The organism is Hymenobacter nitidus, assembly GCF_020447315.1.
GTDB lineage: Bacteria > Bacteroidota > Bacteroidia > Cytophagales > Hymenobacteraceae > Hymenobacter > Hymenobacter nitidus.
Window position 1 is genome coordinate 49388 of the sequence record NZ_JAJADQ010000008.1, and the last position, 23955, is coordinate 73342.

Consider the following 23955-nt stretch of genomic DNA (forward strand, 5'->3'; position numbering starts at 1 on the left):
ATTATACAGTCGGGCCGTTTCTTTTTGTGCGGAATGCTCCCCGAAGCTTAGATGGGGCCACCGGTGCCGTCGCAGGCGCCGCGGGTGTAGGTTGTGACACCGGCTTTGCCCGCGTAGCAGGCATTGGGGTAGGTCACGCCGTTGGCGCACACCGGGGCGTACACATCCGGACATTGGATATTGTCGCCTTTGGCATCGGAGCTGGCTTGCGCCTGTACGGGCTTAGGAGCGGCATTTTCCTTGGAGCAGGAAGCTCCGGCGAAGAGAAGGCAGGCAAAAACGGCTAACTTTTTCATAACAATGAAAGTCGATAGGGTGAATGGATGCCGCAATACTAGCCCCTATTGCCGGTTGAAACCAGGCCATAGTTCCTCTAATTGTGACATGCTATATAGCCTTGCCTCTATAACTTGCAGAGCGGCTTTTACCGCTTGGTGCGGCTGCTGCCCCGGCGGCCGGCGTTGCCTTTGGGGGCCCGATTAAGAGTTTTGGCGGCGGGCCGGAGCTTGCCACCAGCCACGCTGGGCCGGGCAGCTTTGGCTGCTTGCTTTCGGGTAGGCTTGGCGGGCTGGCCGTCGAAGAAGTCCGGATCGGGGGCTGGCTTGCCCTTGCCTTTGCCTTTCGGGGCGGCCGACTTGCTGGCAGGTTTGCGGGGGGCAGGCTTGGCCCCACCAGCCGTTCTGGGGGCGCGTGGGGTGCGGGCGGGCTGCTCGAAAGCGCCTTCCTCGGCCGTGCGCGGGCCTTTCACGTCCCAGCCCAGCTGCTTCACCACGGGGGCGCGGCGCTTGGGAAGGGAGGCTTCCTTGGTGCCCGACGAGTTTTTGGTCATCTCCAGAATGCCGGCCAGCTCCTTCTCCGTTAGCTCGCGCCAGTCGCCCACGCCCAGGCCCTTGAGGGTGATGTTCATCACCCGGATGCGCTCCAGCTGCACGACTTCGTAGCCAAAAGCTTCGCACATCTTGCGAATCTGGCGGTTCATACCTTGGATGAGGGTGATGCGGAAGATATAGTTGGTTTCCTTTTTGACCTCGCACTTCTGGGTCATGATGCCCATGATGGAGACGCCTTTGCTCATGCCCTCGATGAACTCGTCGCGGATGGGCTTGTCGACCATCACGATGTACTCCTTCTCGTGCTTGTTGCCGGCGCGCAGGATTTTGTTGACGATGTCGCCGTTGCTGGTCAGCAGGATCAGGCCCTGGGAATCCTTGTCGAGGCGGCCGATGGGGAAAATCCGCTCACTGTGCTTGATGTAGCGGATGATGTTGTCCTTGACGCTGGTTTCGGTGGTGCTGGTGATGCCCGGCGGCTTGTTGAAGGCAATGTAGATGGCGTCTTCGGGGGCGCGGGGCTCGATAAGGTTGCCGTTGACGATAACCTTATCCTTGCTGCTGACCTGGGTGCCGATAGTGGCGCGCCTGCCGTTCACAAACACGGTGCCCTGCTCAATGAATTTATCGGCCTCGCGGCGGGAGCAGACCCCGCTTTCACTGATGTATTTGTTGAGGCGCGTGGTTTCGGAACTGGGCATAGGGCAAACGGCAGCAAAAAGGTGAAACGCCCGCCGAGGTGGCAAGCGGGCCTGCAAGTTACGCAGAAGCGGGCTGGGTGCCTCACGCCCGGCTCCTCTACGAAAAGGGAGAGGAGAAGCCTGATGACAGATTACGTAGCAATCCGCATTACATGTCAGGTAGGAACATGGACAAGGCTACCCGATAGTTAAGGAGGTATTTCGCTTCGGGCAGGACGGGTTTACGAATGGTCGGAGGGTGTTTCGTGCTGCGCGGGACCTGTTTTGCCTTGCTCGGGAAGTGTTTTCGAATAGTCAGGAGGTGTTTCGCTTTGGCCAGAGGGTGTTTGGGTTTAGTCGTGGGGTGTTTCGTGTCAGTCGAGGAGTGTTTTCTGTTGCTCCAAGGGTGTTTTGCCTTGGTAGCGGAAAACCTCGCCGGGGCTGACGTGCCAGCTATAAACCCTGCAAAAAGGCTTCTACCGCCTTAGCCAGGGGCCGGGGCAGCTCGGTGTGGCGGCCGGCGGCCAGCTGCTGGGTGTGGCCGGTGCTGGCGCTGGTGTAGGCGCCCGTGTGCGGGTCGAAGCGCAGGCTGCCTTGCGCAAACTCGCGCTCCTCGGCCTGGGGCAGGGAGTTCATGGAGCGGAATTCGAGCTGGGTGAGGGCCTGGGCGGCCTTGTCGAACAGGAGCCAGAAGTAGAGCTTGCCGGGTTCCTGCTCGGCGGGCAAATCGAGACGCTTTACTTCCACGATGCTGGTGGTGGCGTTGTCGAGGAAGTAGAGGGTGCGGTAGGGAATGGACATGGGAACGATAAGGAAGAGCAATAGAAATGGGTGCGCGAATGTACAGCAGAGTTGCTCAGGCGTTATGTGGCATAGCCGGGCGAGGGGCTACGGCGTAGCGTCCCGGCCCGCTGAGCGCCACTGAGATGCTGCCCATAAGCATTGCCAGGGGCGCAATATTCTGGGCGAAAGGCAGGCCCTGGTGAACCATGAGCAGGGCCACCAGGAAGTTGACAATCATGACTGCCGCCGCGAACCGGGTAAATAGTCCCAGACCGATAAGCAACCCGCACCCGAGCTGGGCATACACCGACAAGCGGGCCGCCACCGGCGGCAGCGGAAACTGGTGCTGGGCCAGAAACTTCTCAAACTCCATCATCCGCTCGGCGCTGACCACATTATCGAGCACGCCGTAGACCAGCACGCCGCCGAGAAAAAGCCGGAGTACCAGCACCGCCGCGTCGGGGTAGTAGGTTGTCTGCATCAGGAGGAAGTAAGGGGATGAGCTACAGACAGGCAGCCGGCCCGTGGGGCTGCTTCGGGTGGAATACCCGGAGCCCCTGTGAGCGGGCGGCTACGCGCCTAAGGACGTTCATCCGGCATTTCCGGGTTGTGGAAAATGAGCATTTGGGCTAAGTCCTCTACTGGTAGGCCCAGCTCTTTGCCAACCTGGGTAATAGGTGCGGCCAGTATACCTAGCTCCTGAACCGCCTTATCGTAAGCTGCCGCTAATGCCTGGCGGTTAAGTCTGATTTCGGGCGCGGTGTTCGGGTAAAAAGCTTCGTGCTCGTTGTGGCAGTGCAGAATAACTTCGTCGGGTGTGAACGTAGCAACGGGGGCGGGGTGGCCCTCATAATAAGCATCGGTACCACACTTGGCTACGTGCTTCCAATAAATAATATCGGCTAGCTGGCCGCAGCACTGCGGAAATAGCGCGTTTTGGCCGTCGATGCGCAGCACGTACCCGCCATAAAGGCTGAGTTGCTCCTCAAGGGTCGATGTCCCGGCGAAGTAGCTTTGCAGATGCGCTTTGGTCAGGGCCAGAACAGCGCTGGGAGTTAAGTCGGTAGTTCTGTAAAAAGGAAGACCAGGGGAGAAAGGCGTGGCCGAGGCAAATGCTACCGCTTCAATTCGGGTATCTACTTCCACAACGGGTATCAGCTCTACTTTCATGGGAGCGTAATAAGGTCCTTCGCAGGCTCAGGATGACAGATGGGGTGGCAATGACAAGCTACAGCTGCACCTTTTTCTCGCCCTTGTCCACGCCCTTCAGAAACGTAATCAGGCCGCTCATGTAGGTTTGCTGGTCGTCGTAGAAGCTCATGTGGCTGCCTTTGGGGCAAATCAGGGCGGTGCCGTGCTGTACTTTTTGGGCCACCATGCGCATGTGCTCCGGGTCCATGGTGTCGAACTGGCCCCCGATGCTGAGCACGGGCACCGTAAGCTTGGGCAGGTCGGGCACCCGGTTCCAGGTGGTGAGCTTGCCGGAAATGCCAAACTCGCTGGGGCCCTGCATGGTCACGTAGAGCGACTGGTTCATCTTGGCGAAGGAGCGGTTCACGGGTTCGGGCCACTGGTCCAGGGGCAGGCGGCAGATGTGCTCGGCGTAGAAGTTGGGCATGAGCAGCTCCATGTAGCGCGGGTTCTGAAAGTCCTTGCGGGCTTCGATCTGGCGGATTTCGGCCAGCACCTCGGGCTTCATCTGCTTGGCCAGTACTTCCTGGGCGTAGCGGCCGTAGTCGGGGCAGCTCATCATCATGTTGGAAATAATAAGGCCCTTGAGGTTTTGCTGGTACTTGAAGGCGTATTCGGCGGCCAGGATGCCGCCCCAGCTGTGGCCCAGCAGGTAGAAGTTGTCTTTATCGAGCTTGAGGGCCTGGCGCACCTGCTCCACTTCCTCTACGTAGCGCGGCAGGCTCCACATGGCCGTGTCCTTGGGGTTGTCGGAGTTGCCGCAGCCGAGCTGGTCGTAGTAGATAAACTCGATGCCTTCCTTGGGCAGAAAGCTTTCCATGCACTCGAAGTACTCGTGGGTGGCGCCGGGCCCGCCGTTGAGCAGCAGTACCTTAATGGTGGGGTTGTGGCCGAAACGCTTGGTCCAGACGTTGAACGTACCCTTGGGCGTGGTGATGGGAATAACCTGCACGCCGCCGTCTTGCACGCCCGGCTCGGTGGGCTGGAAATAAGCCGCGGCCGGGGCGGCGTCAGCGGCGGTATCGGTAGTTTTAGTTTGCTGGGTGCAGGCGGCGGTGCCGAGGCCGGCCAGCAGCAGGGCGCAGCCGAGTAATTTGCGTGGAGTCATGGCGGGGAAAGAAGGAGGGGGAAACCGGTGCCGCAGGCGCGTCAGGGCTTTAAACCTACCGATAAATCCGGCCTTCCCAAAAGCGGCCCGGCTACTGCGCGGCGGCCCCCACGAGGCCCCGCCGCTCGGTGGCCAGCGGGAAGAAGCTCTCGACTTCCTGCACGCCGCCCGCCGGCAGGCTGCCCAGCTCGATGCCGCCGATGCGCACCCGCACCAGGCGCAGGGTGGGGAAGCCCACGGCGGCCGTCATCTTGCGCACCTGCCGAAACTTGCCCTCCGTCACGATGATGGAAACCCAGCTGGTGGGCCCGTGCCGGTCGTCGCGGATTTTGCGGCCCCGGTCGCCGAAGCTGGGCGCAGTTTCAAGGCGGAAGGCCGCGCAGGGCAGGGTCTGGTACTTCTCGCCGTGCAGGCCGATTTCCACGCCCTGCCGCAGCTGGGCCACCGCTTCGTCGGTTATTAGCCCATCGACCTGGGCGTAGTATTCCTTTTCGATCTTTTTGTCGCGGATCCGCTCACTGGTTTTGCCGTCGGTGGTGAGCAGCAGCAGGCCCTCACTGGCCTCGTCGAGGCGGCCGATGGACATGGTGCCGGCCGGGAAGTCGTGGAGCAGGCCCAGCAGCTTTTTCTTCTTCAGCTCGCACACAAACTGGCTCATGTAGCCCCAGGGCTTGTGCACCATAAAGTGGCGGTGGACGATGGTGGGCTCGGCTTCGGGTTGTTCTTCGGTCATGGGTAATAGTGCTCAGGTTCGTTCTGACGGGGGCCTCACCCCCGGCCCCTCTCCAAAAAAGGAGAGGGGAGCCTGATGATAAAAACAGGCATGTACGCTACGGGCGCTATTTTCCCTCGGCCAGCCACTGCATGGCCTGGTACTGGCCGGGGCCGATGAAAAGGCGCAGGACTCCATCGGTGATGTTAAGGCCGTTGGCGCTGTTGGTCAGGAAGAGCAGCATTTCCTTGGTGTCGGGGAAGGTCATGAAGAAGCCGCGGAAGTCGCCATTGTCGCCCCAGTGCCACTGGGCCGGGCCGTGGCTGGTGGTGGCCAAGCCCACGCCGCAGGCCCAGGCAATGCTGGCATCGGTGGCGGTGCTGGGCGTGGTGCAGCGGTTGGCCTCGTTGGCGGCCGTGGTCAGCAGCCGGGCCGTAGCGGGCTTGAGGCCTTTACCGCTCATAATGGCCAGCAGAAAGCGGCTGTAGTCGGCAGCGGTGGTGAGCAGGCTAAAGCCGCCGTTGGGCTCGGCGAAGCGCTTAATTTCGGTGGGCTGGCCGGCTTTGTCGTGGCCGACAGCGGCGTTTTTCTCGAAGCGCGCTTGCCAGATAAAGGAGCTGTTTTTCATTTTCAGCGGCCCGAATACTTCCGTCTGGGCCAGCTGCTCCAGCGTTTTGCCGGTCAGGTGCTCCAGGGTACGCTGCAGCCACACGTAGCCTTCGCCGGAGTAGCTCCAGCAGCTGTCGGGCGCAAAGTTCAGGCGCAGAGCCGAGGTTTTCCAGCTTTCCGCCAGCGGGTAGCCAGCCCAGTTGGGCAGGCCCGTGGTGTGGCCCAGCACCATGCGGGCCGTGATGCGGGCGGCGCGGGGCTCGTCTGTCACGCGCGGATAGGCGTAGTAGGTCAGCAGGGGCTTGTCCAGATCGAGCCGGCCCTGGTCGTGGAGGCGCAGGGCGGTGTAGGCCAGCACCACTTTGCCCAGGGACGCGGCCTGTACGATGGTAGTGGCCTCCATACCCTGGCTGGTGCCGGCCTGCCGCAGCCCCAGGCTATACTGCTTGATTTCACCCTTTTTGGTGTAGATCAGCTGGATGCCGGTGACGTTTTGCTTGGTGAGCAGGGCCGTCAGCTCGGCTTGCTGGGCCGTGGCCAGAAAGGAGCAGAACAGCAGGGCCAGCGTGAGGATGTTTTTCATTTGAGAGCCGCAAAGAGTAGCGGGTAGCTAGACAGTAGAGAAGCAATGTTAGGGCATGCTAAGCCAAAGAGCCTGGCCAAACAGCAGGACTTCGGCCACGCGCTGGGCCAGACCGCGCCAGGGGAAGCCCGGCAACGAAACGGCCACGAGACAGCCGATAAGCAGCCCGATCTGTGCATTGGCCGGCACTACCTGCTGCAGGAACAGCGCCTTCTGGGCCTGGTTCAGGAAGAAAATACCCCCGATATATTCCACCGCGCCGCCCAGGTTGTGCACGGTCTGCTTGGCCGAACCACCGGAAGGCGAGCCAACGTCGCAGGGAAACACAGCCGCGACTACGTAGCCGATTCCCAGGCACACAAGCAAGCCGCGCAACGGTGGGTTTGTGGTGAGCATAGCACCCAGCAGCAGGCCCACCCCGATTGGGAAGAACAGGCCCCAGCTTACCGTCAGGCGGTTTGGCGCTCCATCCTCACCCAACTCACTGATGGTGTGGCGCAGGTGCGAGTAGCCGGGCCGCCGGAAGCCGAAGTAGATGATGCCCAGCAGCAGGTAAGCCGTCAGCACAGTCAGCAGGATAGAAAGCATGAAACAAAGCTAAGCGCCCGAAAGTCAGGAAGTGACGGCGGCTCCCGCTAAAACCAAACGCGGGACGCCCCAACCGGAGCGGCCCGCGTCTGTACGTTGCTAATCGGCTGTAACCGAAGGCCGGCGCAGCCAATCCGTGGTTTAGCCCAGCGTGTGGTACACGGCCTGCACGTCGTCGTCCTCTTCGAACTTCTCAATCAGGTTCATTACTTCCTCCAGCTGCTCGCCTTCCAGGGTCACGGTCGTGTTGGGGATGCGCTGCAGGTTGGCCGACACTACGTTCAGGTGCTTTTCTTCCAAGGCTTTCTGCATCTGGCCGAAGTCGGTGAAGGCGGTTTCCACCACGATGAAGTCTTTCACCACGCCGTGCTCGTCTTCCTCCTGGTCGGCGTACACGTCCTCGGCACCGGCGTCGATGAGCTCCAGCTCCAGCTCGTCGAGGTCGAGGCCCTCGGCGGCAAGGCGGAACACGCCCTTGCGGGTGAAGGTGTAGTCCGAAGAGCCAGCCGTGCCCAGGGCGCCGTTGCCGCGGTTGAAGTACATGCGCACGTTGGCCACGGTGCGGGTCGGGTTGTCGGTGGCGGTTTCAATCACGACGGCCACGCCGTGGGGCGCGTAGCCCTCGTACACCACTTCCTGATAGTCTTTTTCCTCCTTGCTGCTGGCCCGCTTGATGGCGGCTTCCACGCGGTCCTTGGGCATGTTCACGCCCTTGGCGTTCTGCATAGCCGTGCGCAGGCGGGAGTTGGTATCCGGGTTAGGGCCCGATTCCTTCACGGCCATCACGATTTCCCGGCCGATGCGGGTAAAGTCCTTGGACATCTTGTCCCAGCGCTTCATCTTCCGGCCTTTGCGGAATTCAAATGCTCTTCCCATTTATGTGAATTAGTGAAATGGTGATTTAGTGAGTTGGGTTAGGCGGGCCTGGGCCCGGAAAGGGGGCGCAAGTTAGCAGAAAGGGCGGCGGGGCGCAATTGGGAGGATTGTTGATTGTTAGGAGTTGATTGTTGGAAGTTCTGATGCGTTTTTAACACTCAACTCCTAACAATCAAACTTCAATCCGCCCTGAGCGTGTAAATGCCCTTATTACCGGCCGGGTAGCCGATGAGCGTGAGCGTGAGGGTGCGGGCCTTGGGCTGAAACAGGAAGGTGCCCTGGTCGGTGCGGGCCTGACCCTTGCCGTCGGTGTAGCTGAAGGTGATTTGGTCGCCGGAGAAGGTGAAGCGGCCGTCCTGGCTGAAGTTTATCACCCCGCCGTTGCCCGAGAGCTGCAGGCGTTTCTGGTAGGTGCCGTCGGGGTGCAGGGTGAGGGTACCGCCCACGCCCTGGGCCGCCATCGGCTTGGCGCTGGTTTCCCGGTCCACAATGGCGTAGGAGAGGTAGGTGTAGGACCGGAAAAACGAGGCCGTCAGCACCGGTGCGGCTTTGGGCTTGGGCTTTTGGGCCGCCGCCGGGGCCGCGCCCAGCAGCGCCAGCAGGGTGCAAAAGAGAAAAACACGGGTTAGCATACAGCAAGGTACGAACTACGGGCCCGCAGGGTGGTTTTCGGTGGGCCAGGGTCGGGCAAATGCCGAAGTTCGCCTACATTTCGCCGTTTTCCGTCCTTGCCACCCGCTCTTATGCCTACGTTTCTGCGCGAACTGATCCGCCCCGCCGCCGAGCTGCCCGAAGCCGACCTCTGCCTGGTGGGCCTGCCCCTCGACTTTGGCACCGTACTCGAAGGCGGCCGCGCCGGCGCCGTGCACGCCCCCGACGCCATGCGCCGCGAGCTGCGCCGCTACCACAAAACCTACAACCTGGAGCACAACGTGGACCTCTCAGCCCTGCGCATCGCCGATGCCGGCAACCTGAGTCTTGCAGACCCCAGCCACACCATCAACCACGACACTATCCGCCGCCGCCTCGGCGAGTTGTCACGCCAGTACCCGCGCGTAGTCGTGCTGGGCGGCTCCCACGACGGTACCTACAGCACCGTGCGGGGCCTTTCCGATGCCACGGGTGGGCAGCCCGTGGGCGGTATCAACCTCGATGCCCACGCCGACGTGAAAGACCGGCCCGACCTGATCAGCAGCGGGACGCCCTTCGGTAAGCTGCTGCGCGAAAAGGTGCTGGCCGGGCCTCGCTTCACCGAGCTTGGCCTGCACTCTAACCTCAATACTAAGGAAGACGTCGACTTTCTGCACCAGCAGCAGGCCACCATCGTGCCGCTGGCCCACGTGCAGCAGGATGGCATGCCGCTCTTTATGGAGCGGGCCCTGCACCGCGCTGCCGCCACAGGGCCCGCTTTTGTGAGCTTCGACATCGATGGCTGCGCCGAAGCTTATGCCCCGGCCGTGTCGGCGCCGAGCGCCGATGGCTTCACGCCGCGCCAGGCCGTGGAGGCGGCTTTTCTGGCGGGCCGCCATGCCGGTGTGCGCCTGTTTGAAGTAGTGGAGCTAAACCCCGTCTTCGACCGCGACAATCAGACGGCCCGGCTGGCGGCTACTATTATAACCGCGTTTATAACGGGCGCAGCGAAAGAAATATCGGGAAGGTAATTGTTTGATAAACACGTTTGTAAATCATGGAGTAGAGGCTGCGGGAAAAGAAGTACGAAATAATTCGTGATTAAATACGAAATATTTCGTTGGTTGCGCAGCGGTTCCGCATCGGCGGCGTCTGTTAGCTAAATTCCCTCCCCAATCAGCACTCCCATGAAAAACCTGCTTACCGCCTTATTACTCACCACGGCTGCCCTCTCGGCCGCAGCTCAGTCGGCCCCAGCCTTTACTTCCAGCTGCGGCGAAGACAGAATCTACAACAACGGGCTGGAGCGCCACTGCGAAACCCGCGACCTGACAATGAGTGCGCCCAAGTCGGGCCCGCTGACGGTGGACGGGCAGCGCAACGGCAGTATTTCGGTGAAAAGCTGGGCCGGCAAGGATGTGCGCATCCGGGCCCGTGTCCAGACCTGGGGCTCCGACGAAGCTGCTGCCAAAGCCCAGGCCGCCAACCTGCAGATTTCGACCATCAACAACCGCCTGCAGGTTACGCCGCCCACCGCCGCCCACCAGGAGTGGGCTGTGAGCTACGAGATATTCGTGCCCGAGAAAATGGCTCTGGACCTGAAAACGCACAACGGCAGCATCAGCCTGAAAGACCTGCGCGGGCCCGTCACGTTTGCGGCCCAGAACGGCTCGGTCACCATCAGCGGCTCGGGCGGCGACGTGCGCGGCCGCACCCAGAACGGCGCCCTGAACATCACGCTGGCCGGCAAGAAGTGGGAGGGTAAAGGCCTCGACATAGCCACCCAAAACGGCCGCATTGCCTGGAAGCTGCCCGCCAACTACTCTGCTCAGCTCTACAGCAGCACCCAGCACGGCTCCGTCGATACCGACTTTGATACGGCGGTGAAGGGCAAAATTGGGCGGGAAATAGCCGTAAACCTGGGCCAGGGCGGCGCGTCCATCAAGGCCGTAACCACCAACGGCGGTATTTCCATCAAGCGCGCCCAGTAACCGGCCGCCATTGCGCAAAAATCGGCGCCCGGCCTTTCGTCAGGCAACGCTTTGCTTCTTCCTTGCTTCTACTCAACAGGCCGCCCGCGGGAACTGGCCCTTCGTCAACACTTCACTTTTGCTTTTCTGCGTTATGAAAACCTTCTCCGCCGCCCTGCTGCTGACCCTGGCCTGCTTCTCGGCCCAGGCCCAAACCGCCCCCGCCTTTACCTCGACCTGCACCGAGGGCAGTACCTACAGCAGCCCCAACAGCAACAAGCGCTACTGCGAAACCCGCGACCTGACGCTGCCCAGCCCCGGCAACCAAACCCTGAACATCAACGGGGAAGCCAACGGCGGCATTTCGGTGAAGGGCTGGGATGGCAGCCAAGTGCTGGTGCGCGCCAAGGTGAGCACCTGGGCCAAATCTGACGAGGCCGCCAGTGCGCTGGCCAAGAAAGTAACGGTCAAATCGGCTGGCAACGACCTGCGCGCCGATGGCCCCAACCAGGGCGAAGACGGGTGGGCCGTGAGCTACGAGGTATTCGTGCCCCGCAAAACGGCCCTGGCCCTGCGCACCGTCAACGGCGGCATCACCCTGAAGGACCTGGATTCCACCATCAAGTTCGACGCCGTAAACGGGGGCGTGAACCTGACCAACGTGAGCGGACAGGTGAAAGGCAACACCGTCAATGGCGGGCTGCACATCAAGCTGGCCGGCACCAAGTGGGAAGGCCAGGGCCTCGATGTGGCTACCACCAACGGCGGCATCACCTGGGACTTACCCAAAGACTACTCGGCTCAGTTCTACACCAGCACGACTATCGGCTCCATCTCCTCCGACAAGCTTCCCGTGACCAAGTCCGGCTTTATGCACAAGGAAATAACGGCCAATCTGGGCCGGGGCGGTGCTCCGGTAAAGGCCGTGACCACCAACGGCGGCATCAAGGTAAAGCAGCAGTAGCGCTCAACAAGCACACCTGCCAAGCCGCGTATCCCGTCCGGGGTGCGCGGCTTTTTTGCGCGCGGCCCGCAAATCGGGGCCCGGTTGGCAACTTATTGGCGGCATTTGTGCTTGTGGGCAGCAGCGGCCGTGCGGCCGCATTGGCCTTTCCGCGCTGCTCCCCATGAAAACCCCGTTTCTGGCTCTGCTCCTGAGCCTGTCTGCCACTCTATCGGCCCAGGCCCAGACGGCCCCCGTGTTCACCTCCACCTGCGGCGACGGCACCTTTACCAGCAGCAGCAGTAAGCGCTACTGCGAAACCCGCGACAAAATTCTGCCCGCCCCGGCCGGGCAGGGCATCACCATCGACGGGCGCTCCAACGGCGGTATCACGGTGAAGGGCTGGGACGGCAAAGAGGTGCGGGTGCGGGCCAAGATTCTGGCTTGGGGCAAAACCGACGACGAGGCCCGCAAGCTGGGCAAGAGCGTCACCATCATGGCCAAAGACTACACCCTGCGCGCCGAAAGCTCGGCGCCCGGCGAGCTGGGCTGGGCCGTGAGCTACGAGGTATTCGTGCCCCGCGCCATGGCCCTGACGCTGCGCACACTCAACGGCGGCATCAACCTGAGCGACGTGCAGGGCGACGTTACCTTCGAAGCCGCCAACGGCGGTATCTCCCTGACCAACGTGCAGGGCAACGTGAAGGGCCGCACCGTGAACGGGGGCGTGAAAATCAAGCTGGCCGGCCCCAAATGGGTGGGCGAGGGCCTCGACGTTTCGACCATTAACGGCAGCATCACCTGGGATTTGCCCAAAAACTACTCGGCCCGGCTCTACGCCGCCACCACCGTGGGCTCCATCAGCGCCGGCCGCCTGCCCGTCACCAGCTCCGAAACTTTGCAAAAGGTGGTAACTGCCACGCTGGGCCAGGGCGGCGCGCCGCTCAAAGCCGTAACCACGAAGGGCAGCATCAAACTCACGCAGCTGTAGCACCAGACTATACTACACGCAAAGGCCGCGGCAAGCATGTGCTTGCCGCGGCCTTTTTGAGTTCTAATAGGTTAGTAAAAACCCGTTTCCTAGTCGCCGACGCCGCCCTTGCGCCACTCGGGGCGGCTGGGGCCGGGGCCCACGATGGTGCCGTCGGCCGCCCGCTCGCCGTAGTTGTTCTCGTAGTCGTCGTAGCGGGTTTCGAAGCTGCTGGCGTAGCCATACGAGGCCGGCTGGGTTGGTGTGCGGCGGCCGGACTTCTTTTTCTTCTTTTTGCGGCCCGAAAGCAGGGCTGCGGCCGTTACGGCCAGCCCGATGCCGGCTCCCACCAGGGCCAGCTTGGCGGGCAGCGTGTCGATGGGGGCGTTGGGAATGTATTGCACGCCGCTTTCGTCGGTGCGGGCCGGCTCCAGCACGTAGCGGCCGTATGTAGGCATGGGGAAATTGGCCGCCAGCGCCGACAGCCCTTCCTCCGCTTCGGGGCCCTGAATTACGGGGCCGTGGCCGCAGCCAATGGCCTGGGGCCGCAAGGCTGCCAGCGTCTGCACCGACTCGCGCACCTGCTCCCAGTTATAGTTGAAGGGCGCGCCGGCCACGCTGATGCAGGGCCGCTGCAGCAGCAGCGCCGGCACCGATTCGTGGTTGGCAGTGGCAAAGGCGTCGGCGCCCAGCAGCGTGCGGTCCGACTCGCGGAACAGGGCAATCTGGCCGGGGGCATGGCCGGGCACGTGCAGCACGCGCCAACCCAGCAGGTAGGGCGGTTCATCCGAGCCCGCGGGCAGCGTCTGCACAATGTCGCTCAGCTGAAACGACTGGGGCGGGAAAAACCGGGCGACGAAAGCCAGGGAGCCGCCACCTTCCACGGTCGGGTCGGCGGGCGGATACACGGCTTTGCCAGTCAGAAAGGGCATTTCCAAGGCGTGGGCCACTACCGGCACTTTCCAGTGCTCGGCCAGCTCGCGGGCGTTGCCGGCGTGGTCCATGTGGCCGTGGGTCAGGATAATGGCCTCCGGATGGGTACCGGGGTAGAACAGCTGGTTGGCCGCGGCAATAATGTCCTGGGCCGCGCCGGGCAGGCCGGTATCCACCAGCACCCATTCGCCCGATTTGCCGGTTTCCACGAAATACAGATTGACAAAGCGCTGAATCGTAAGCTGGTGCACACCAGATGCTACTTGTTTCATAGGGTCGAGGAGTTGGTTGGACGGAAATGGAACTACGCATAATTCCGGCCGGAGGATAGCCTTGCCGGATTTTTCACCCTTCCGGCTGCCGGCTTCACGTACTGCTGGCAGAGGCTTTGCCGGGTTACACTTCAGCCCTGGTCACAAAAAAAGCCCCTCGCGAAACGAGGAGCTCTTTTCATATCCAAATGGTGCTGGGCTACTGGCCGCCGGTGGTGCCACCACCCGTGCTGCCCGTGCCACCGGCCGTGCTGCCACCCGCCGTCGAGCCGCTGCCCGCCGTGCTACCGCCCGTCGAACCACTACCGGTAGTAGAGCCGCCGCCCATGTCGTTGCCCGTGCTGCCAGCGGTGCTGCTACCGCCGGTGCTGCCCGAGGTGCTGGTGCCCGAGGTAGTGCCAGTCGCCGTGCCGGCCGTGGTGCCACCTACGCCGCCGCTCATCGAGGTATCGGCGCCCATGTCGGAGTTGGCCCCCATGTCGGAGCTTGCCGCGTCGGAGGAAGCGCCCGTGCCTTCGGTGCCGGCGCCGCTGGTCGAGCCGCCGGCTCCTCCTTCCTGATTGTTGCCGCCGCACGAGGCGAATGTGAGCGAGGCCGCAGCCAGAGCGAAAAACAAGGTCTTTTTCATGATAGAATAATGGTTTGGTGAGGTGTATGGTGGTGATTGGTGCCTCGCAAAGAGGGCTTCGGAAGCTTTATACTGTGGTTTGAGAATCAGTAACCCGTTTTTATAAAGTTTTTTTGATAGGATATGATTAAGCTCATCTGTTGGGCATTGTAGTAAGACTATTCTAATGTTGAGCTTGCTTAATGCCGGTGCCGGTGCACTTCCGGTTTTGCGGAGGAGGTACAGCGCCCGCCCGGTAGTAACGAGCGTCAATCCTGAAAAAGCCGGCCCGGTGCGGAGGACGAACCGCCGTTGAAATACTGCTTTGCGCCGCGCCGAAAACGCTATATTCGCCGTTCCACCCACTTCTTCACCAGACTTTCCACCCATGTCTCAGCACCCCGCCGCCACCGATACGCCCGAACTCAACCTGGAAGCCAACAGCCACTCCGACCACACGCCCGCACCGGTAATGCCCATCCCCAACACCCCCAGCAACGGCCGCCCGATGTACTACGAGTACAAGCCCGAGCAAACGGTGAAGGCCCAGCACGGCACCACGCTGCGCTGCAAAACCTGGGAGGCCGAAGCGGCCCTGCGCATGCTGGAAAACAACCTCGACCCGGCCGTGAGCCTGGTCTACGACGAGCTGATTGTGTACGGCGGGGCCGGCCGCGCCGCCCGCAACTGGAAGGAGTACCAGACCATCGTGCGCACCCTCAAAAACCTGGAGCCCGACGAAACCATGCTGGTGCAGAGTGGCAAGGCGGTGGGCGTATTGCGCACCTGGGCCCACGCCCCGCGGGTGCTCATTGCCAACTCGAACATCGTGCCCGCCTGGAGTACCCAGGAGTACTTTGATGAGCTGGACAAGCTGGGCCTGATGATGTACGGGCAGATGACGGCCGGCTCCTGGATTTACATTGCCACCCAGGGCATTCTGCAGGGTACCTACGAAACCTTCGCCGCAGTAGGAGATAAGCATTTCGGCGGCAGCCTGGCTGGCACCGTCACCGTTACGGCGGGCCTGGGCGGCATGAGCGGCGCCCAGCCCCTGGCCGTGACCATGAACGACGGCGTGTGCCTGGTGATTGAACCCATCGACGAGCGGGTGAAGCAGAAGGTGCGCGAAGGCTACCTCGACGAGCAGGCCCGCGACCTAAGCCACGCCCTGGAGCTGTGCGAGCAGTACAAAGCCGAGCGTAAAGGCTGGAGCATCGGCCTCACCGGCAACGCGGCCACGGTATTGCCCGAGCTGCTGCACCTCGGGTATAAAGTGGACATCGTGACCGACCAGACCTCAGCCCACGACCTGATGGACTACATTCCCGAGGGCGACATTCAGGAGGTGCTGAAGCTACGGGCCCAGAACCCCGAGGAGTTCAAGCGCCAGGCCCTGGCGTCCATCGTGAAGCATTGCCAGGCTATTATCGACATGCAGGCCGCCGGCGCCGTGGCCCTCGACTACGGCAACAACCTGCGCGGACAGGCCGAGAAAGGCGGCCTGAAAGTGCGCGACGACAACGGTCAGTTCCTGTACCCCGGCTTCGTGCCCGGCTACATCCGGCCGCTGTTCTGCGAAGGCAAAGGCCCCTTCCGCTGGTGCGCCCTCAGCGGCGACCCCCAGGATATTCTGCGCATCGACCGGGCCCTGCTCGAAACCTTCCCCGACAACAAGATGCTGGCCCGCTGGATTGAAAAGGCCCAGGCCAAAGTGCCCTTCATCGGCCTGCCCGCCCGTGTGTGCTGGCTGGGCTACGGCGAGCGGGAAAAGTTCGGCCTGGTCATCAACGACCTGGTGGCCCGCGGCGAAGTCTCGGCCCCCATCGTCATCGGCCGCGACCATCTCGACTGCGGCTCGGTGGCTTCGCCCAACCGCGAAACCGAAGGCATGAAGGACGGCTCCGACGCCGTGGCCGACTGGCCCCTGCTCAACGCTCTGGCCAACTGCGCCAGCGGCGCCGACTGGGTGAGCCTGCACAACGGCGGCGGCGTGGGCATCGGCAACAGCACCCACTCCGGCATGGTCATCGTGGCCACCGGCACCCCCGAAAAAGCCGAGCGCTTGCGCCGTGTCCTGACCACCGACCCCGGCATGGGCGTCTTCCGCCACGCCGACGCGGGCTACGAGCTGGCCCAGCAGGTAGCCCAGGAGCGCGGCGTGCAGATTCCGGGTCGGGAATAACTCATTTGATACCAAACTAGCCTATGGAATTCCAGCCGGATACCTTCACCATCCTCATCCTGGTTGTCATGGGCACGGCTGCGGTAGTGGCTTACTCGCGCACCAAAAAGCACAATGCTAGAATGCAGACGCACGGAGTACGTGTCCAAGGAGTCGTGGTGCGCAATAAGATTCAGTGGGGAAGAATCACTACCGTGCGCCCTATTGTGCGGTTTGTAACCCAGGAAGGACAAACAATTGAAGCACTGGCGGCCCACGGAGTGGCCTCTGCCATACCCGGATATTCCGAAGGCGCTACCGTAACGGTGGTGTACGATAGGGAGAATCCTGCTGAATTTGAAATTACGCATGCCAGCCGCAGGTACAGTTAATTCGGGCAACCTAATAGGGCGGCGTGCAGATTTCTGGGGCGGGAGCGGGCCTGTTGGGCTTGTTTCTGCCCTTTTTATCCTTTATTTTGGTGCGTTTACTACTCTTCGTGAAATCCTTTTTCTTCGTTCCCGCGCTGCTCTTGCTGGCCGCCTGCCAAAGCAGCTCTACTACCTCCACTACCGAGGCAGCCACGCCTGAAGTGCCGGCCGCCAAGGCCACCAAGCCAGCTCCAGCCGCTGCCGAGTCGGCCAATGCGGAGTATATCGATCCGAATACGATTACCGTCAACGGCAAGGCGCCGAGGCCGGGCGCTTTGCGACGCTCATTGTCGCTACCGAGGCCCGCTTCGCGGCGTACTTCGGCTACCGCAGCGACGTGAGTACGGGCCTCAGCGCCGGCAAAAGCCAGACACTGACGCTGGAGGCCGCCCGCGGAGCCGTGCGCAAGTGGCTCACGGGCGAGGGGCGCGAATACGTCCACTACAAACTCAAGGACGAAGCCCAGCGCCTGCGCTTCTATCCGAAGGGCGCCTCCGAGTACCACCAGGCCGACTACCCCGAGTGGCCCGGCCTGCTGGAACGCTTAGACAAGGCCCTGGCCGAGCTGGGCACCAAGTTCGAGGCCGACCTGCTCACCCGGCAGCTCACGCGCAACGACCGCCAGCTGGGGCTTACCTTCGATGCGCACCCCGAACAGGCCAGCACCTACTTCGACCGGAAGTACTTCAACCAGCACCAGTCGGCCGCCAAGACTACGGCGGTGAAGCCCGCTAGCCCGGCCTGCCCGCTTGGCGTCACCTCCTTTATCCGTACTATTCTATTGCAGCTATCCGGCGCCCGGTTTCCCAGTAGGGGAGGCCGGGCGCTTGTGTGAGAGACCGGCCAGGTTGCCCGGCCGTATCCCCGCCAAAAAAAGCAAAATCCCGCCGGCGCTGTTTAACCACCTGCACCGGCACGTTGCCGGCGCTGGAACCACGCAAACTATCCCGAGTATGAACATTGGAATTATTGGCGCCGGCCACATCGGCAGCGCCCTGGCCGTGCGGCTCACCAGCCTCGGCCATACGGTCTACATTGCCAACTCCCGCGGTCCCGAGACGCTGACGGACGTGGCTCAGAAAACCGGCGCTACCGCCGTTATGGCCCAGGAAGCCGCCCAGCGCGGCACCGACTTACTCGTGGTGACCATTCCGCTCAAGAACATTCCCGACCTGCCCCAGGACCTGCTGGCGGGCGTGCCGGCCGAGGTGCCCATCATCGATACGAGCAACTACTACCCGCTGCTGCGCGACGGCCAGATGCCCGAGCTGGAAACCGGCGACCAGACCGAAAGCGGCTGGGTGCAGCAGCACCTGGGCCGCCCGGTGGTGAAGGTGTTCAACAACATCCTGGCCGACCACCTCGAAAACAACGGGCAGCCCGCCGGCACCCCCGGCCGCATCGGCCTGCCCGTGGCCTCCGACGATGCCGCGGCCAAGCAGAAAGTAATGGCCCTGGTGGAAGAGCTGGGCTTCGACGCCGTGGACGGCGGCACCATGCGCGAGTCGTGGCGGCAGCAGCCCGGCGGCCCCATCTACTGCAACGATTTGCCCGCCGACCAAGTGAAAGAGCACCTGACCAGCCTCGGTACCGAGCGCACCGAGGCCCAGCACGCCGAGTTCCTGGCCAACCATGCCCAGCAGGAGCAGGCCATGGCCGCCCAGGGCATCTCGCTGAAATAGCCAATAACTCCGGCTGAAAAGGGCCTATGGTCTATTCGGAAGGGCAGGCTGAATGCTGCCCCGCGCAGCCGCAATACGGCAGCTTCCTGCCGGCTATTCGACTAGCCAACCAACGCGCCGTCCCGGATTCCGGGGCGGCGCTTTTCGTTCTGCCTGCTGCCGCTTCATCCTGGTGGTGCAAGCAATGCTCCGCTTGGTCGGTTCCCGGGACTTTGGCCGAGCCTGTCGGAGCGTACCTTTGAGTTCTGACTTTGCGGACAACCTCATGCCCAACGTAAATCCTTTCGACAAGCGCAAGCCCGTGGTGCTGGTAGCCTACCGCCCGGAGTGGGCCACCGAGTTTGCCGTGCTGGCCCGTCGCCTCCGGGCGCTGGTGGGGCCGGCCGTGCTGCGCATCGACCACATTGGCTCCACGGCCGTGCCCGGGCTACGCGCCAAAGACGTGCTGGATCTGCAGCTGACCGTGCCCGACCTGCTGGCCGTCGGGGCCCTCGTGCCGACGCTGCGGCAAGCGGGCTTTCGGCAGGGTGAAGTTCTGCTCCAGGATGTCTACCATTTTCTGCCCGCCGATTCGGCCGAGCTGGGCAAACGCTACATGCGGGAGCCGGGCGGGGAGCGTACTGCGCACCTGCATATTCGGCAGGCCGGCCACTTCAATGCCCGCTACGCTCTGCTGTTTCGCGACTACCTGCGCGCCAGTGAGGTAGCCCGCACCGAGTATGAGCTGCTGAAAGTCCGCGCCGCCGAGCTATTCCCCGACAACATCGACGGGTACCTGCACTTAAAGGAGCCCGTGTTTCACCTGCTCTACGAAGCCGCTTCGCTGTGGGCCGAGAAAGTAGGCTGGCAGCTGCCGGCTCCCGATGCCTGAGCTATTCTTCAGCCAGCCCCGAGCTGCCCATAGGGCGGCCCCATTGAGGGGTGCGCTATTTTGCCAAGCCTTCAGTAGATTTAGGCAGCCCCGCCCGCGCCGGAAGACCATGTGTGTACTTTACTTGCTCCTGCCTTTATGAAACCCGAACTGCAAGACCTCCCGCTTATCGACAACAGCGGCAGCCACCGCTTCGAGCTGACCGTGAACCACGCCACCGCCTTCATGGAGTATGGCGAGCGGGAAGGAGCCCTGGTGCTATTCCACACCGAAGTGCCGGGCCAGCTGGAAGGGCAGGGAGTGGGCTCGGCCCTGGTGGAAAAAGTGCTGGCCGAAGTCGAGCGGCAGCAGCAGCAGCTGATTCCCTTGTGCCCGTTCGTGACCAGCTACCTGAAGCGCCACCCGGAGTGGCAGCGGCTGGTGGCTCCGGCGTATCAGCGCTGGTTTCAGCCGGCGCAGCAGTAGGGGCCGCCCGGGGGCTGTACCTACAACCAGATACCCGCGGCCTGGAAGTCAATAGGGCGGGAGCCGGCCCCCGCCTTCACCAACGACTACCTGCGAACCTGCTGCCCATGCCGTCCATGCTTCCCTCTGTTACTCCTGCTGCCGCTACGCCCCGCGCCGCTACGCCCCGCGTGCAGGCCCTGGACGTTGTGCGGGGCCTGGTCATGGTTATCATGGCCCTCGACCATAGCCGCGACTTCTGGAATGCCACGCCCGTGCGGCCTGAGGATGTGGCCCAGGTCCCGGCGCTGCTGTTTTTCACGCGCTGGATTACGCACTTCTGCGCGCCCACGTTCGTGCTGTTGTCGGGGTGCAGCGTGTATCTGTACGCGCAAAAGCGGCAAAACCTGCCGGCCGTCAGCCGCTTCCTGCTCACCCGGGGCCTGTGGCTGATCCTGCTGGAAGTAGTGTTGCTCACCTTTATTCTCGCCTGGAGCTACCAGCTGACGCTGCTGCTGGTAATCTGGGCCATTGGGGCCGGCATGGTGCTGCTGGCGGGCCTGCTCTGGCTGCCCCGCTGGTTGCTGGTGGCCCTGGCATTCGGTATTCTGGTCGGCCATAATATGGCGCCGCCCTTTCAGCCCATCACGGCCGCCAACGCCGGGTGGGCACTGCTGCACAACGGGCCGTTTGTGCTACCGGTGCTGGGGCAGCCCGTGCTGGTGGCGTATTCGGTGGGGCCGTGGCTGGGCGTGATGCTGGCCGGCTACCTGATAGGGCCGTGGTTTGAGCTGCCCCTGCCCGAGCGGAACCGTCGTCTGCGCTGGGTCGGAGCCGGGCTGCTGGTGCTGTTTGGGCTGCTGCGGGCCACCAACTGGTACGGCGACCCGGGGCCCTGGAGCGAACAGCCGCGGGGCCTGCTATACACGGTGCTGTCTTTTCTCAACGTTACCAAGTCGCCGCCGTCCCTGCTCTTTGTGAGCCTGACCCTGGGCGTAGCGCTGCTGGTGCTCAGTTGGGTAGAAACGGCGGCCGGCCGGCTCAGCCAAATCCTGCGCACCTTTGGGCAGGTGCCATTTTTCTACTACGTGCTGCACTTCGCTCTGATCAGCAGCGCCGCCTGGGTGTGGACGACTCTGGCCTTTGGCCGGGCGGTGAACTTCGCGTTTGCCGACGTCAAGGACTGGCCCCCGACTTACGGGCCCAGCCTGGCCCGGGCCTACCTGGTGTGGGCCCTGGTAGTGCTGACTATGTACTGGCCGTGCCGCTGGTATCAGCGCTTTAAACAGCGGCATACCTACTGGTGGCTGTCGTACCTGTAAGCAGGGCAGTCTGTGAGCCCGGCAAATACAGCGGGGGCCCTACAATTTCTCCCCGCAGTGCCAGCAGAAGTCGGCATCGTCGCGGTGGTCGGTAGCCTGGCACACGTGGCACACGACCCGCTTGTAGCTGGGGCGGCCACCCGCGGGCAGTGCCATCTGGGCCGACACGATGCCGGTGGGTACGGCAATGATGGCATAGCCCAGAATCATCAGCACCGATGCCAGCGTCTGGCCCAGCACCGTGACTGGCGAAATGTCGCCGTAGCCCACCGTCGTCATCGTCACGATGGCCCAGTAGATGCTTTTGGGAATGCTGGTGAAGCCGTTTTGCCCACCTTCCACCACGTACATCAGTGTGCCCACCACCACGGCCAGCGTCACGACGGAACTGAGAAACACCAGAATCTTGAAGCGGCTGGCCCGCAGGGCGCTGATGATGAACTCGCCCTCGCCGATAAACTGGCCCAGTTTGAAGATGCGGAACACCCGCAACAGCCGCAGCGTCCGAATCACGAGCAGGTAGCGGCTGCCGGCCAGCACCAGGGCCGCCAGCGTGGGCACGATGGCCAGAAAGTCGATGATACCCAGCCAGCTCAGGGCGTAGTTCAGGGGGCGGCGCACCACCAGCAGGCGCATCAGGTATTCGAACAAGAACAGGCCCGTAAAGACCCACTCCACCGCCCGCAGGATAGAGCCGTAGCGGGCACTGATGCTGGTTACGCTCTCCAGCATCACGGCTACCACGCTCAGCACAATGGCAATCAGCAGCGCAATATCGAAGAGCTGCCCGGCCCGCGTGTCCGATTCGAAGATGACGCGGTAAGCCTTTTGCTGCCAGGAAGAAGCGTTGTCACGCGGGCGAATGTCCATAGGAAAGTAGCGCGGGTCGTACCTTGCCGGGACCGGGCCGGCAGGTTCAGCGTACGCAAATAAGCCTTTTCAAGACGAATCCGCCCAAGGCTGCAGGCCGGTTGCGCACCAGACCCCGCCCGTCTGAGCCACAAACGCCGACTGCGGCAGGGGGCCGCCGGTGCCTATCTTGCGGCCAAACCGTTTACTTCGCACCCAATGGCCGGGCCTTGGTACCCGGTAGTTGCCCCCTGTCGCCTGATCCTATTTCACCTTTCTTATCCCTGCCGTGAAGCTGCTCTCCGAACGCCTGGCCGCCACCTGCCTGCTGGTCATCTTTGCCTTGACGGTGCTTTTTCACGGCCTGATTATCACGGGCGTCATTCCGTTCGGGATGGTGTGGGGCGGGCGCCTGCAAACCCGGGAGCAGATGCTGGTATTCGAAACCCTGTCGATCCTGCTGAACGGGCTGATGCTGGGTGTGGTAGCCGCCTGGGCCGGGCGCTGGAAAGTAGCTCTGAATCCGCGGATACTCCGCATCGCGCTCTGGCTGATGGCCGGGCTGTTTCTGCTCAACACCGTGGGCAACCTGCTGTCGACCAGCGCCGTGGAAAAAGCCGTCTTTACGCCCGTCACGCTGCTGCTCACGTTGCTCTGCCTGCGCCTGGCACTGGGCATCCGGCCGGTGGCGGCCCGCCCCCAGGCGTAGCAGCACCGGTGCCCCAGCCAGCAGAGTGGCCGGGGGTGGAACTGCGGTAGTCTTTGCAACCGCCGGCCCGTATCGGGGCTGAATACGGGCCGGGGCAATGGGCAGACCTACCTGCTGGGAGCCAATACTTCCCGCACCTTGGTCCACCGGATTTCCGGGTACCGGTCGTTGTCCAGCGACTTCAGCTTGGGCAGGCCCGTGAACATATTGTGCAGGTACTGCATGCCCTGCCAGGGTGGAAACACGTCGTCGGAGGCGGGCATCAGGGTTTTGGTTACCGTAATTACCTTCCCGAACGCGCCCAGGCCACCGACCCGGAACAGCTTGTAGGGCTGGCCTGTGGCCTGCTCGGCCGCCGCCTGCAGCCCCCGGATGCTGGCCACGTCGCCGGCCACGCGCAGGTAGCGGGGCGTGGTGGGGTCCAGGGCGGCAGCAGCCGTAAACTCGGCGGTGTTTACCATCGTGGTGAAGTCAAGGGGCTGGTCGGCGTCGCCCCAGTACACCACCCGCTTGGGGCCCGGCAGCACTACCGGGGCCGTGCCCTTCAGCAGCTCCGAGAACATACCGTTGAGCACGGACGTGGCCTGAATGGGCGCCTGGTCGAGGTGGCGCTGGAACTCACGGCGCAGGTCGAGGTTGCGGTTCGAGCCCTCGGGCAGGCGGGTGAAGTCGATAGAAAAGTCGGAAGGAATAAAGCGCGGCACGCCAGCGGCAACGGCCGCCGCCAGCAGCCGCTTTTGCGTGTCCACAATCACCGCACGCAGCCCCGACACGGTCGACACGACGCAGGAAGCGCCCTGGCAGGCCTTGGTTAGCTCGGCGGCGTTATTATAATCCACGGCTACCACCTCCGCCCCCTGCAGCCGCAGCGACTCGGCCTCCGGACCGGTGCTGGCGGTTGGGCGCACCAGGGCCCGCACCGTGGCCCCGCGCTGGCGCAGGTGGTGGGCAATGAGCAGGCCCAGGGCCCCGGTGGCGCCGGCCAGCACGATAGTGGCAGAATCGGTTGGGTTAGAATGCGGGTGCGTGGGGTTCTGCTCGGCCAAAATAGGGTCTGTAAAGCGGTTGTGGATAGGTCGGTAGCGGCGGGCCCAGCCCGCGTTCTTGCGCAGCAGGCTCATTCCGGCCACTCATCAACAGCTACTAGTACAGTTTCAGCCGGATAAGGTTATCGGCCGGCGCAACAGAACAGTCCGGG

Annotated in this window: 28 protein-coding genes; 13 read left to right on the forward strand and 15 right to left on the reverse strand. The window is 62.8% G+C overall.

All coding sequences use genetic code 11. The features are described from left to right. Positions 1-47 precede the first annotated feature (47 nt). The 11 genes from LGH70_RS15340 to LGH70_RS15390 form a co-directional block, all read right to left on the reverse strand. Positions 48-296 (reverse strand): Kazal-type serine protease inhibitor family protein, encoded by a 249-nt coding sequence (locus LGH70_RS15340; protein WP_226187285.1) that lies wholly within the window; start codon positions 294-296, stop codon positions 48-50. A 128-nt stretch (positions 297-424) separates the two neighbouring features. Then, positions 425-1531 carry a 23S rRNA pseudouridine(2604) synthase RluF gene (rluF, locus tag LGH70_RS15345; RefSeq protein WP_226187288.1) on the reverse strand — a complete coding sequence of 369 codons (1107 nt, stop codon included), beginning with the start codon at positions 1529-1531 and terminating at the stop codon, positions 425-427. Positions 1532-1963: 432 nt separating this feature from the next. After that, a complete protein-coding gene (locus tag LGH70_RS15350; RefSeq protein WP_226187291.1) occupies positions 1964-2311 on the reverse strand; it encodes a hypothetical protein in 348 nt (115 codons plus the stop codon). Between the two features lie 55 nt (positions 2312-2366). Beyond that, on the reverse strand, positions 2367-2774 hold the full coding sequence (locus LGH70_RS15355; protein ID WP_226187294.1) for a DoxX family protein: 408 nt from the start codon (positions 2772-2774) through the stop codon (positions 2367-2369). A gap of 98 nt (positions 2775-2872) precedes the next feature. After that, complete coding sequence (locus tag LGH70_RS15360; protein WP_226187296.1) at positions 2873-3463, reverse strand: hypothetical protein; 591 nt, start codon at positions 3461-3463, stop codon at positions 2873-2875. A gap of 58 nt (positions 3464-3521) precedes the next feature. Then, positions 3522-4592 (reverse strand): proline iminopeptidase-family hydrolase, encoded by a 1071-nt coding sequence (locus LGH70_RS15365; RefSeq protein WP_226187299.1) that lies wholly within the window; start codon positions 4590-4592, stop codon positions 3522-3524. A 91-nt stretch (positions 4593-4683) separates the two neighbouring features. After that, entirely contained in the window at positions 4684-5325 is a 642-nt protein-coding gene (locus LGH70_RS15370) for a pseudouridine synthase (protein WP_226187302.1), read from the reverse strand. Between the two features lie 106 nt (positions 5326-5431). Beyond that, the gene (locus LGH70_RS15375) at positions 5432-6496 is read right to left on the reverse strand and encodes a serine hydrolase domain-containing protein (protein ID WP_226187305.1); all 1065 of its coding nucleotides are present in this window, start codon (positions 6494-6496) and stop codon (positions 5432-5434) included. Positions 6497-6544: 48 nt separating this feature from the next. Further along, positions 6545-7084, reverse strand: coding sequence for a DUF998 domain-containing protein (locus LGH70_RS15380; protein ID WP_226187308.1), 540 nt, complete (start codon positions 7082-7084; stop codon positions 6545-6547). A gap of 141 nt (positions 7085-7225) precedes the next feature. After that, positions 7226-7960 carry a YebC/PmpR family DNA-binding transcriptional regulator gene (locus tag LGH70_RS15385; protein ID WP_226187312.1) on the reverse strand — a complete coding sequence of 245 codons (735 nt, stop codon included), beginning with the start codon at positions 7958-7960 and terminating at the stop codon, positions 7226-7228. Positions 7961-8139: 179 nt separating this feature from the next. Then, positions 8140-8592, reverse strand: a complete 453-nt coding sequence (locus tag LGH70_RS15390) for a copper resistance protein NlpE (protein ID WP_226187314.1) — start codon at positions 8590-8592, stop codon at positions 8140-8142. Between the two features lie 111 nt (positions 8593-8703). Here LGH70_RS15390 and LGH70_RS15395 point away from each other — a divergent pair, with 111 nt between their 5' ends. From LGH70_RS15395 to LGH70_RS15410, 4 genes are all read left to right on the forward strand, one after another. Continuing rightward, complete coding sequence (locus LGH70_RS15395; protein ID WP_226187316.1) at positions 8704-9621, forward strand: arginase family protein; 918 nt, start codon at positions 8704-8706, stop codon at positions 9619-9621. Between the two features lie 156 nt (positions 9622-9777). Next, positions 9778-10581, forward strand: a complete 804-nt coding sequence (locus tag LGH70_RS15400) for a DUF4097 family beta strand repeat-containing protein (RefSeq protein WP_226187319.1) — start codon at positions 9778-9780, stop codon at positions 10579-10581. 133 nt (positions 10582-10714) lie between these two features. Continuing rightward, the gene (locus LGH70_RS15405; protein ID WP_226187321.1) at positions 10715-11524 is read left to right on the forward strand and encodes a DUF4097 family beta strand repeat-containing protein; all 810 of its coding nucleotides are present in this window, start codon (positions 10715-10717) and stop codon (positions 11522-11524) included. 163 nt (positions 11525-11687) lie between these two features. Further along, entirely contained in the window at positions 11688-12494 is an 807-nt protein-coding gene (locus tag LGH70_RS15410; protein ID WP_226187323.1) for a DUF4097 family beta strand repeat-containing protein, read from the forward strand. Between the two features lie 89 nt (positions 12495-12583). On the opposite strand, the gene LGH70_RS15415 is transcribed toward LGH70_RS15410, so the two are convergent. Continuing rightward, complete coding sequence (locus tag LGH70_RS15415; protein ID WP_226187325.1) at positions 12584-13678, reverse strand: MBL fold metallo-hydrolase; 1095 nt, start codon at positions 13676-13678, stop codon at positions 12584-12586. A 199-nt stretch (positions 13679-13877) separates the two neighbouring features. Further along, complete coding sequence (locus tag LGH70_RS15420; RefSeq protein WP_226187328.1) at positions 13878-14306, reverse strand: hypothetical protein; 429 nt, start codon at positions 14304-14306, stop codon at positions 13878-13880. A 367-nt stretch (positions 14307-14673) separates the two neighbouring features. On the opposite strand from LGH70_RS15420, the gene hutU reads away from it, so the two are divergent. The 8 genes from hutU to LGH70_RS15460 all read left to right on the forward strand — a co-directional run bounded on the left by hutU (position 14674) and on the right by LGH70_RS15460 (position 21199). Then, positions 14674-16470: a urocanate hydratase gene (gene hutU, locus LGH70_RS15425; RefSeq protein WP_226187330.1), complete on the forward strand. Its 1797-nt coding sequence runs from the start codon at positions 14674-14676 to the stop codon at positions 16468-16470. 23 nt (positions 16471-16493) lie between these two features. After that, on the forward strand, positions 16494-16841 hold the full coding sequence (locus LGH70_RS15430) for a DUF3592 domain-containing protein (RefSeq protein ID WP_226187332.1): 348 nt from the start codon (positions 16494-16496) through the stop codon (positions 16839-16841). Positions 16842-16930: 89 nt separating this feature from the next. After that, complete coding sequence (locus LGH70_RS15435) at positions 16931-17221, forward strand: hypothetical protein (protein WP_226187334.1); 291 nt, start codon at positions 16931-16933, stop codon at positions 17219-17221. Further along, on the forward strand, positions 17218-17715 hold the full coding sequence (locus LGH70_RS15440) for a hypothetical protein (protein WP_226187338.1): 498 nt from the start codon (positions 17218-17220) through the stop codon (positions 17713-17715). Before LGH70_RS15435 ends, LGH70_RS15440 begins: the two co-directional genes overlap by 4 nt. 13 nt (positions 17716-17728) lie before the next feature. Beyond that, positions 17729-18562 (forward strand): NADPH-dependent F420 reductase, encoded by an 834-nt coding sequence (locus LGH70_RS15445; protein ID WP_226187340.1) that lies wholly within the window; start codon positions 17729-17731, stop codon positions 18560-18562. A 265-nt stretch (positions 18563-18827) separates the two neighbouring features. Continuing rightward, a complete protein-coding gene (locus LGH70_RS15450) occupies positions 18828-19433 on the forward strand; it encodes a GrpB family protein (RefSeq protein ID WP_226187342.1) in 606 nt (201 codons plus the stop codon). 138 nt (positions 19434-19571) lie between these two features. After that, positions 19572-19898: a GNAT family N-acetyltransferase gene (locus LGH70_RS15455; protein WP_226187343.1), complete on the forward strand. Its 327-nt coding sequence runs from the start codon at positions 19572-19574 to the stop codon at positions 19896-19898. A gap of 116 nt (positions 19899-20014) precedes the next feature. Continuing rightward, on the forward strand, positions 20015-21199 hold the full coding sequence (locus tag LGH70_RS15460) for an acetyltransferase domain-containing protein (protein ID WP_226187344.1): 1185 nt from the start codon (positions 20015-20017) through the stop codon (positions 21197-21199). 39 nt (positions 21200-21238) lie between these two features. On the opposite strand, the gene LGH70_RS15465 is transcribed toward LGH70_RS15460, so the two are convergent. Then, positions 21239-22069, reverse strand: coding sequence for an ion transporter (locus LGH70_RS15465; RefSeq protein WP_226187345.1), 831 nt, complete (start codon positions 22067-22069; stop codon positions 21239-21241). Positions 22070-22337: 268 nt separating this feature from the next. On the opposite strand from LGH70_RS15465, the gene LGH70_RS15470 reads away from it, so the two are divergent. Beyond that, positions 22338-22757: a hypothetical protein gene (locus tag LGH70_RS15470; RefSeq protein ID WP_226187346.1), complete on the forward strand. Its 420-nt coding sequence runs from the start codon at positions 22338-22340 to the stop codon at positions 22755-22757. Positions 22758-22864: 107 nt separating this feature from the next. On the opposite strand, the gene LGH70_RS15475 is transcribed toward LGH70_RS15470, so the two are convergent. Beyond that, positions 22865-23878, reverse strand: coding sequence for an NmrA family NAD(P)-binding protein (locus tag LGH70_RS15475; RefSeq protein WP_226187347.1), 1014 nt, complete (start codon positions 23876-23878; stop codon positions 22865-22867). Positions 23879-23955 lie beyond the last annotated feature (77 nt).